Source organism: Deinococcota bacterium (assembly GCA_030858465.1).
Classification (GTDB): domain Bacteria; phylum Deinococcota; class Deinococci; order Deinococcales; family Trueperaceae; genus JALZLY01.
In genome coordinates this window covers 18,845-28,298 of record JALZLY010000267.1, presented here as the reverse complement: position 1 = coordinate 28,298, position 9,454 = coordinate 18,845, and the positions used below count along the sequence as shown (strand labels likewise).

The following is a 9,454-nucleotide window of genomic DNA, read 5'->3' as shown; positions in this document are numbered from 1 at the left end:
CCAAAGTTGGGCTGCCGCTTCTCCAAGAACGCGGCGATCCCTTCTTCGTGGTCCCGGCTCTTGCCGGCGATGTCCTGCAAAGAGGCCTCATACGCCAGTGCCTCCTCAAAGCTCGAGATCGCGCCCTTCCTCAGGGCGCGCTTGATAAGCCCGTAGGCCTTCGTCGGTCCCTGCGCCAGTGCCGACGCTAATTCGCTCAGCTCCCCTGCAAAGACCTCTTCGGGAACTATGCGGTTGACGAGCCCCAAAGCCAAGGCCTCGTCGGCGCCCAGCTTGGGCGAGAGCATCATCAGCTCGAGCGCCTTGGCGTGGCCGACCAGGCGGGGCAGGGTCCAGCTCATCCCCGAGTCGGGCACCAGGCCGATCTTGCTGAAGGCGGTGACGAAGGAGGCTTTGCTCGAGGCCAGGCGCATGTCGCAGGCCAGGACAAGCGAGAAGCCCGCCCCCGCCGCCGCGCCGTTGACCCCGGCCACGACGGGCTTATCAAGAGTCGCGAGTCCCTCCAGGACCGGGCTGTAGGTCTCGAGGTGCCGCTTGAACGAGAAGGTCCTGGCGTCCTCGGCGCCGCCCGGATAGATGTCCCTTAGGTCCTGACCGGCGCAAAAGGCCCGGCCCGCCCCGGTGAGGACGACGCAGCGCACCTCGTCGTTCCTGGCCGCCTCCTCGAGCGCCGCGCCGAGCGCAGCGAGAAGCTCGCCGGTGAGCGCGTTGAGGGCGTCCGGGCGGTTCAAGGTGAGGGTCAGGACGCTGTTCTTAAGGGCTTGCAGCAGAACCATACGCGTCTCCTCTCAGGTCTCCTTGCGCGCGACGAGCGTCAAGATGGTGTAGAGCGCGACCGGCTCACCGCTTTGGTTGGTGATCTTCACGTCCCAGGCGACCACGCCCGTCGCCCGGTCTTCGGGATGGCGCCTGTCCTTCTTGGTCTTGCGCTTGACGGTCAGCTGGGCCTGAATGGTGTCGCCGATGCCGACGGGCTCTATAAAGCGCAGGTTCTCGAGGCCGTAGTTGGCCAGGACCGGGCCGGGTCGGGGATCGACGAACAGGCCCGCCGCGGCCGAAACGAGAAAGTAGCCGTGCGCCACCCGCCTCTCGAAGAGCGAATCCTTGGCCGCCAGCTCGTCCATGTGCGCGTAGAAGTAGTCGCCCGAGACGCCCGCGAAGTTGACGATGTCCGCTTCCGAGACGGTGCGCCGGTGGGTGGTGTAGGTCTCGCCGATGCTGAGGTCCTCGAAGGCTTTGCGAAAGGGATGGACCGCGTCGCCGGTGGTCTGCGCGCCCGGCACGTACTCGCTCGAGATGTGCATGAGCGTGGTGGGGTCGGCCTGCACCGCGGTGCGCTGCATGAAGTGCTTGATCGCGCGCGCGCCGCCCAACTCCTCGCCGCCGCCCGCCCGCCCCGGCCCGCCGTGGACGAGCTGCGGCAGGGGAGAGCCGTGCCCGGTGGACTCCTTGGCATTGTCGCGGTTGACGACCAGGAGACGGCCGTGATGGGGCGCGATGGCTAAGACGAGCCGCCTCGCCTCGGCGCGGTCAAAGGTAAACACCGAGCTCACCAGGGAGCCGCGCCCCAGCTTGGCGAGTTCGGCGGCCGCGGCCGCCGTCTCGTAGGGCATCAGGGTGCTCACCGGGCCAAAGGCCTCGAGCTCGTGCGGCTCCGTCGCCTGGTGGGGCCGGTCGCAGTAGAGCAGCGTCGGCGGGTAGAAGCCGCCCCTTGCCAAGTCACCGCCCAAGGGCTCGAGCCGGCCCTCGTAGATGGGCTCGCAGCTCTGCTTGAGCCGCTGTACCTGGGCCGAGACCTCGCTTCGTTGCTGGGTGCTGACGAGCGGCCCCATGTGGACCTCCTCGCGGCGCGGGTCGCCCACGGTGACGCCCTCGAGGCGCACCCTGAGCGCGTCGGCGACGGCCTCGACCCTGTCCCTTGGCACCAGCACGCGGCGGATGGCGGTGCACTTCTGGCCCGCCTTGACGGTCATCTCGCGCACCACCTCCCTCACGAACAGATCGAACTCGGGCTCGCCCGGCTTGACCGTCTCGCCCAAGATGGCGGCGTTTAGGGAGTCGTTCTCGAGGGTGAAGGGAATGGCCCTGGCGATGACGTTGGGGTGCGCCCGGAGCTTTCTGCCGACCGCGGCGGAGCCCGTAAAGGTCACCACGTCCTGCTCCACGAGGTGGGGGAAAAAGTCCACCGCGTCGCCGCTGACGAGCTGCACCGCGCCCTCGGGCAGCAGCCCGCTTACGATCATCTCCCGAAACACCGCCTCGGCCAGGTAGGCCGTCTGCGGCGCGGGCTTGACGACGGCGGGCATGCCCGCGGCGAGCGTCGGCGCGAGCTTCTCGAGCATGCCCCAGCAGGGAAAGTTGAAGGCGCCGATGTGTACCGCCACGCCCTCCTTGGGACTGAGCAGGTGCAGGGCGGCAAAGGTGCCGCCCTTGGAGAGGGCGATGGGCGCGTCCTCGACCAGGAAGGGCTCGTTGGGCAGCTCGCGCCGCACCAGGCTCGAGTAGGCGAACAGCGTGCCGATGCCGCCCTCGATGTCGATCCAGGCGTCCTTACGGGTCGTGCCCGTCTGGTAGGACAGCTCGTAAAAGGCCTCTTTCTTTTCCATGAGATGCACGGCCAGCGCGCGCAGCATCACGGCGCGCTCGTGAAAGGTCATCGTTCGCAGGGCGTGGCCGCCCACCTCGCGGCCGTACTGGAGGACGCCCACAAGGTCTAAGCCGTCCGCGCTGATGCGGCTGACGGGCTCGCCGTAGACGGCGTCGACGACGAGCAGGCCCTCGCCCGCGCCGCTGGCCCAGTCGCCCATGACGTAGCTGGGAAGGATCATGCCTGCTCCTCTTGTGTTATGCCTGGCCCTCTGGCGGTCTTTGAGCTTGTGTATAGAGTCATGAACTCATGCTATCAGGGTGGATGAGCCTCATCGGTTGTCCCTTTGCATCTGCCAACGTCTTCTCAACCCTTCGAAACCCGCCTCGAGTGTGGCCCTGGGCAGGACGACTTGTGTCGTCGTCCCCGTGCCGATGCGGTCGCCGAGCTCGCTGACCGCCTCACAGCTCGAGTAGATGCGCTTGCCCTCGCTGCGGAGGTGCCGGGCGCTCACCGTGACCCTCATGCCGGGCAGGGCCGAAGCGAGGTGGGTGACTTGAACTTCAAAACCGATGCCCTCCTCCTCGGCTTCCAAAAAGGGCAAGATGACCTTGCGGCTGACGAGCTCCATGTGCTTGGCCAGCCAGTAGGTGGCGTAGACGGGGTGGAGCCTGCCCATCTCCTCGAAGTCCACCGTCATCTCGTCGGTGACCCTCAGGCTGAAGCTGGCCTCGAAGCCCTCGGGAATGGGCTTCATAAGGCGCCGGGCATCTAGAAGAGCCGAGCGACGGGCACGCTTACGCCCAAGACCTCGAGCGTCTCGTCTTGACCGGCGCGGTGTTCGTGGTCATAGCCCCTCTGGCCGGGCTCGGCGTAGGTCCACAGCTGCTTTGCGTCGATGTCCGCGACCCAGTACATGGGCACGCCGGCGCCCTGGTACTTGGTGCGCTTGACCTCGCGGTCGTATAGCAGCGAGGTCTTGGCGACCTCGACGACGAGGAGCGCGTCTGGCGCCAAGGGAAGGCTTCGGTACCCACCCTCGCGGGGCTTTAAGACCATCACGTCCGGGTAGAATTCGTTGTCTCCCGGCATCAGCAGGGGATTTTGCACGTCCAAGGCGCCACGCTCCGGGGACATGGTCGAGAGCAGCGCGATGAGCTGTCTGACCGCGTGCGCGTGTTCAGGGCCGATAGGCGTCATCTCGATGAGTTCTCCGTCCAGAAGCTCGAGGCGTGCCTCTGCAAAGATGCCCGCTTCGGCCATGGTGCGGAATTCGCGCGCGGTGATGCGCTTGCGGGTCGTGACCGTCACTTATAACCTCCCTACACCTCAATGATAGATCTAGATAGACCTAAATGATAGGAATGACAGGCCTAGCCTTTGCGCTCGTCCAAGACCCGGCTGAGCTTGCCGCCCTCGCTCCTGGGCACGCTGCCCGGCGCCATCAGCGTGACCTTGACCGACACGCCGACGCGCTCTTTGATGCTCTGCTCGAGGCCGCGCCGCAGGCTCCGCAGCTCCTCGTCGGCCTCGACGAGGTCGTCAAAGCGTGCCGGGTCCCTGTTCGCAGGCTCCATTCTCGAGAAGGCTGCTTCGGACAGTTCCAAGCGCAACTCGACCTCGTCCAAGAGGTGGCTGCGGCTGATGACCAGTTGATAGTGCGCCGCCGCCTCGGGGCGCCCCCTTAGGATTTCCTCGATCTGGGTGGGGTAGACGTTCACCCCGCGGATGATCAGCATGTCGTCGCTGCGCCCGCGAATCCCGCCCATGCGGGCGTGGGTCCGGCCGGTCGTGCTTGCCGCGCGGGTCAAGGAGGTGATGTCGCCCGTCCAGTAGCGCAGCAGCGGCGTCGCCTCCTTGGTCAAGGTGGTGAGCACGAGCACCCCTTCCTGACCGTCCGCGAGGGGCTCGCCCGTGCCGGGGTCGACGATCTCGGGATAGAAGTGGTCCTCGCAGAGGTAAGAGCCGTCCTGCTCGTCCCAGGCCTCCTGGGCCACGCCCGGCCCGATTACCTCCGAGAGGCCGTAGATGTTGCTGGCCTTGACGCCCAGACCCCTCTCCACGTCTTGGCGGATCGCCTCGGTCCAGGGCTCGGCGCCCAGAATCGCGTAGCTGAGGCTGATCTCTTCGGGGGGGACGCCGCGGCGGCGAAAGCTCTCGGCCAGCGTCTGGGCGTAGGACGGCGTGCAGGCGATGATGTCGGGCTTAAAGTCCTCGATGAGCAGGAGCTGCCGTTCGGTCATGCCGCCCGAGACGGGCACTACCGTCAGGCCCAGCCGCTCGCCGCCGTAGTGGAGGCCGAGCCCGCCGGTGAAGAGGCCGTAGCCGTAGGCGTTGTGCAGGGTCATGCCGGGACGCGCTCCGGCGGCGGCGAGCGCTCTGGCGTTCACCTCGGCGAAGAGCTCGAGGTCGCGCCTGCTGTAGCCCACCACCGTGGGCTTGCCGGTGGTGCCGCTCGAGACGTGGATGCGCGCGACCTTACTCTTGGGCACGGCGAAGAGGCCGAAGGGGTAGTGGTCGCGCAGGTCGCTCTTGCGGGTGAAGGGGAGTTTTGGCAGGTCGTCGACGCTGGTGACGTCGCTCGGCTTGGTGCCCGCCTCGTCCAGCACCTTGCGGTAGAAGGGCAGGCGCTCGTACAGGTAAGCCATGAGCTTGGCCAGGCGTTCGTCCTGGAGCTTTCGCAGCTTGTCGCTGGGCAGGGTCTCCATGTCAGGGTTGAACATACTGGGCCTCCCCACGGTCGGTGGAACGCATTATTTTGGATGGGGAATGATGCGCAAGATGACGTAGCTGTCGCCGCGAATCTGGAAGTAGAAGCGATGGTTTCTAGCTACCCGTGCTTGCCGGAGATCTTCTGCCTCATTGTACTTTTTGGCTTGTAGCGAGGGGTGTCGCAGGTTTTGGCAGAGAAAGTCGAGCTGTTTCTTGACACGTTGTTGGAGAGCTGGGGATAACAGTTCAAAATCTCTGACCGCTTTACGGTTGAGACGGTACTTCACCCTACTCCGACTCGAGCAGCTCTTGATAAGCTTTGGTCCGGCGGTAGGCTTCGAATTCCTCGGCGCTTCCAAAAGCGGGTGTGACGCGACCCTCCTCGACTTCCTTGAGGGCAGCCTCGAGCGCCGCGTCGATTTCCGGATGGCGCTCGGCACAGTCCTCTTGGTGCGGCTTGAGCACGATGAGGCCGCCCGCTATGACGACCTCGAACGCGTCGCCTTCAGCTAGCTCGAGTTCGTCGAGGACTTCGTCGGGTACGGTGATGGCCTTGTCCTTGAGTCTGGCGGTCGGCATGGCGGTCACTCCTTTTTGGCCAGTATACGCGTCTGGCGGCCGTCATGTCTGCTCGCGACGGATGCCCAGATAGGACTCGAGCACGCGCGGGTCTCGCCGCAGGTCCTCGGCCCTGCCCGCGAGGACCAGCTCTCCCGCGTCGAGGACGTAACCCCGGTCGGCCAAGGCCAGGGCGGCATGGGCGTTTTGCTCGACCAGCAAAATGGTGGTGCCCTGGCGCTTTAGCCGCGCCAAAATGCTGAAGATTTCCTTGACGATTAGCGGCGCCAACCCCAGACTGGGCTCGTCGAGCATCAAGACTTTGGGCTTTGCCATCAGGCCGCGGCCGACGGCGAGCATCTGCTGTTCGCCGCCCGACATGGTGCCGGCGAGTTGAGCGGAGCGCTCGCGCAGCCTGGGAAAGAGCGCGTAGACGTAGTCGAGGTCACCCTCCAGCCGGCGCTCGCCGCGGCGGTAGCGGGCGTAAGCCCCGAGTTTAAGGTTATCGACCACGCTCATGTCGGCGAAGAGCTCGCGCTTTTCGGGCACCAAGACCAGGCCCGCGGCGACGAGGCGCTCCGGGGTCGTCCTGGCGATGGCCTGGCCGTCGTAAAGGCGCTCGCCGCCGGCGCTTAGGATGTTCATCAAGGCCAAGAGGGTGGTGGTCTTGCCCGCGCCGTTGGGGCCGATCAGCGTGACCACCTCGCCGCGGTGGACCTCGAAGCTCACCTCCCGCACCGCCTCGACCGCGCCGTAGGAGACGCACAGGCCCGTGGCGCTCAGCACCACCGCCATCAGATCACCGCCATCAGGTCACCGCCCCGCCCAGGTAGGCCTCCATCACCTGCGGATTGCTCTGGACCTCCCTGGGGCTGCCCTCGGCCAGCTTCTCGCCGTAGTGCATGACCACCAGCCGGTCGACCAGGCCCATCACCAGGTCCATGTCGTGGTCGACGAAGAGCACGGTGACGCCCTCGCCGGCAAGGCGCCTGACGAGCGCGGCGAGCTCGGCCTTCTCACCGGCGCGCAGGCCCGCGCCGGGCTCGTCCAGGAGCAGGAGCTCGGGGTCGGCGGCGAGCGCCCGAGCGATTTCCAGGAGGCGCTGCTTGCCGAGCGGCAGGCCGCCGGCTTTGGAACCGGCGAGCTCGGCCAGGCCGACGCGCCTGAGCTGCCGGTAGGCCTCGGCGAGCGCCCGCCGCTCCTCGCCGCGGTCGAGTCTCAGCATCGAGGCGATCATGCCGGCGCCGGTGCGCCCGTAGGCGCCGAGGGCGGCGTTCTCCAGGACCGTCATCTCGCTGAAGAGGTGCGGGTGCTGGAAGGTGCGGGCCAGGCCCCGCCCCGCCACGTCGAAGGGCTTGAGGCCGCTCAAGCGCTGACCCCGGTAGTACACCGCGCCCGAGGTCGGCGCCAAGACGCCGGTGACGAGGTTGAAGAGCGTCGTCTTGCCCGCGCCGTTGGGGCCGATCAAACCGAGAATCTCGCCGCGCCTCAAGGAGAAGGAGAGGTTGTTGACCGCCACCAGGCCGCCAAAGGCCCTGGAGAGGCCGGCTACCTCGAGGAGCGCCTCACCCGCCTCGCCGGTCTTGGCGCGCGGCGGCAGGCCGGCGCCACAGGGCGCCTCGCTCCGGCGGCGCGGCAAGTAGCCCTCTACAAAGGCCCAGAGGCCCCGCGGCGCCCGGTGGAGAATCACCACCAGGATGAGCCCCAAGGCGATTACCTCGTAGTTGCCGCTGCGCCCGAAGACCCTGGGCAGGAGGTCTTGGAGCCAGTGCTCGAGGCCGGTGATGAGCGCCGCGCCGACGAAGACCCCCGGCAAGGTGCCAACGCCGCCCACCACGCCCATGATCAGATAGGTGATGGAGGCCTCGAGGCCGAAGGGCGTCGGGTTGACGAAGCGCCAGAAGTGCGCGTAGAGCCAGCCCGCCAGCCCCGCGAAGACGCCCGCCAGGACGAAGACCCAGAGCTTGAGCGCGGCCGGGTTGACGCCGACGCTGGCCGCCGCTACGGCGTCGCCCCTGAGCGCCCGCAAGGCCCGGCCCGTGCGGCTGTGGGTGATGTTGAAGGCGCCCCAGGCGGCGAGCAGCACCAGGAGCCAGGCGAGGTAGTAGACCTGTCCCGAAGTCCTCAGCTCGAGGCCGAAGACGCTCACCGGCGGCACCCCGGTGAGGCCGGTGTGGCCGCCGGTGATGCCCGTCAGGTTGCCCATCACGATGAACAGGGCGACCTGCCAGGCGATCGTCGCCAGCGGCAGGAAGTGCCCTCTGAGCCGCACCGTCAGCGCGCCGAGTCCCCAGGCCGCCGCCCCGGCCATGGCCACGCCCGCCATCAGCCCGAGCCAGGGCGAGAGCCCGTAGCGCGCGCTCACGAGCGCCGTGGTGTAGGCGCTCACGCCCATGAAGGCCGCCTGGCCAAAGCTCGTCATGCGGGCCAGGCCAGTCAACAGGTAGAGGCCTAAGACGACCAGCGCGCTGTAGGCGACGCCGACCATGAGCGTCAGGTAGAAGGCGGGCAGGACCAGCGGCAACAGCGCCAAGAGGGCGACGAAGAGGAGCGCGAGAGGGCTCACTCTTCCTCCTCGCCGAGCTCGAAGGTGGTCAGGCTGCGGTAGAGGAGCACCGGCAGGATCAGGCTGAAGACGATGGCCTCCTTGTAGGCGCTCGCCGCAAAGGAGCTGAACGACTCGATGACGCCGACGAGGAGCGCGCCGGCGACCGCCAAGGGATAGGAGACCAGCCCGCCGATGATGGCGGCGACGAAGCCCTTGAGTCCGAGCAGAAAGCCCATGTAGTAAGCGGCGTTGGTCAGCGGCGCGATCAGCATCCCACTCACCGCGGCGACCGCGGCGGCGAGCGTGAGCGAGACGCGCCCCGCCTCGACCGGGGAGATGCCCGAGAGGCGAGCGCCCAGGCGGTTGACCGCGGCCGCCCGCAGGGCCTTGCCGTAGAGGCTGCGCTTGAAGAAGAGGTAGAGCGCCACCAGCACCAGCGCCGCAAAGGCGACGACGAGCAGTTGCTGGTAGCGCAACGCCACCGGACCGAAGGTGAGCCCGCCGCGCACCAAGGCGGCCGGGCGGTACTGCTCGGGGCCGAAAAAGACCAGCCCCAGGCCCTGATAGGCGAAGTGCAGGCCGACCGCGAGGATGAGATAGACGAGCACCGTGCCGCGCGGCAAGGGCTCGTAGAAGAGGCGGAAGGTGGCCGCCCCCATCGGCAGCACGATAAAGACGGCCAGTGCCCAGAGGGGCGCCTGCGGCGCCCCCTGCGCGCCCCAGAAGGTCAGGCCGACGAGCGCGAGCGCCACGAGTGCCAGAAGGAGCGCGCGTTTGGGACTGCGCCACTCGAGCCCCGCCCAGAGCAGCAGCATCGCCGCCGTGAGCCACACCGTCCCCGGCACCTCACCCTGCAGCAAGAGCGCGTAGGAGAGCGGCGCGAACATCACCAGTTCGCCGATAAAGACGGCGATGACGCGGGTGACGGTAAAGACGAGAACGAGCGCCAGGGCCAAGAGCGCGTAGAACACCCCGCTGATGAGCCCGTCGCTCAGCAAGATAGCGAAAATCGTCCAATCCATAAGGGCGGGGTCGGGATTCAGGGGTCG

9 protein-coding genes are annotated in these 9,454 nt (G+C 67.2%); all 9 read right to left on the bottom strand.

The window, feature by feature from the left end:
• The coding region (locus tag M3498_13565; GenBank protein MDQ3460304.1) for an enoyl-CoA hydratase-related protein at nt 1-776 on the bottom strand (776 nt) is incomplete at its 3' end.
• A gap of 12 nt (nt 777-788) precedes the next feature.
• Nucleotides 789-2,828, bottom strand: coding sequence for a phenylacetic acid degradation bifunctional protein PaaZ (paaZ, locus tag M3498_13560; protein MDQ3460303.1), 2,040 nt, complete (start codon nt 2,826-2,828; stop codon nt 789-791).
• Nucleotides 2,829-2,918: 90 nt separating this feature from the next.
• Nucleotides 2,919-3,344 (bottom strand): thioesterase family protein, encoded by a 426-nt coding sequence (locus M3498_13555; protein MDQ3460302.1) that lies wholly within the window; start codon nt 3,342-3,344, stop codon nt 2,919-2,921.
• Between the two features lie 14 nt (nt 3,345-3,358).
• Nucleotides 3,359-3,898, bottom strand: coding sequence for a Uma2 family endonuclease (locus tag M3498_13550; protein ID MDQ3460301.1), 540 nt, complete (start codon nt 3,896-3,898; stop codon nt 3,359-3,361).
• Nucleotides 3,899-3,960: 62 nt separating this feature from the next.
• Nucleotides 3,961-5,310 (bottom strand): AMP-binding protein, encoded by a 1,350-nt coding sequence (locus tag M3498_13545; GenBank protein MDQ3460300.1) that lies wholly within the window; start codon nt 5,308-5,310, stop codon nt 3,961-3,963.
• Nucleotides 5,311-5,587: 277 nt separating this feature from the next.
• On the bottom strand, nt 5,588-5,878 hold the full coding sequence (locus M3498_13540) for an AbrB/MazE/SpoVT family DNA-binding domain-containing protein (GenBank protein MDQ3460299.1): 291 nt from the start codon (nt 5,876-5,878) through the stop codon (nt 5,588-5,590).
• 42 nt (nt 5,879-5,920) lie between these two features.
• Nucleotides 5,921-6,652: an ABC transporter ATP-binding protein gene (locus tag M3498_13535; GenBank protein MDQ3460298.1), complete on the bottom strand. Its 732-nt coding sequence runs from the start codon at nt 6,650-6,652 to the stop codon at nt 5,921-5,923.
• A 13-nt stretch (nt 6,653-6,665) separates the two neighbouring features.
• On the bottom strand, nt 6,666-8,345 hold the full coding sequence (locus M3498_13530) for a branched-chain amino acid ABC transporter ATP-binding protein/permease (protein MDQ3460297.1): 1,680 nt from the start codon (nt 8,343-8,345) through the stop codon (nt 6,666-6,668).
• Nucleotides 8,346-8,419: 74 nt separating this feature from the next.
• Nucleotides 8,420-9,427: a branched-chain amino acid ABC transporter permease gene (locus M3498_13525; protein MDQ3460296.1), complete on the bottom strand. Its 1,008-nt coding sequence runs from the start codon at nt 9,425-9,427 to the stop codon at nt 8,420-8,422.
• Nucleotides 9,428-9,454 lie beyond the last annotated feature (27 nt).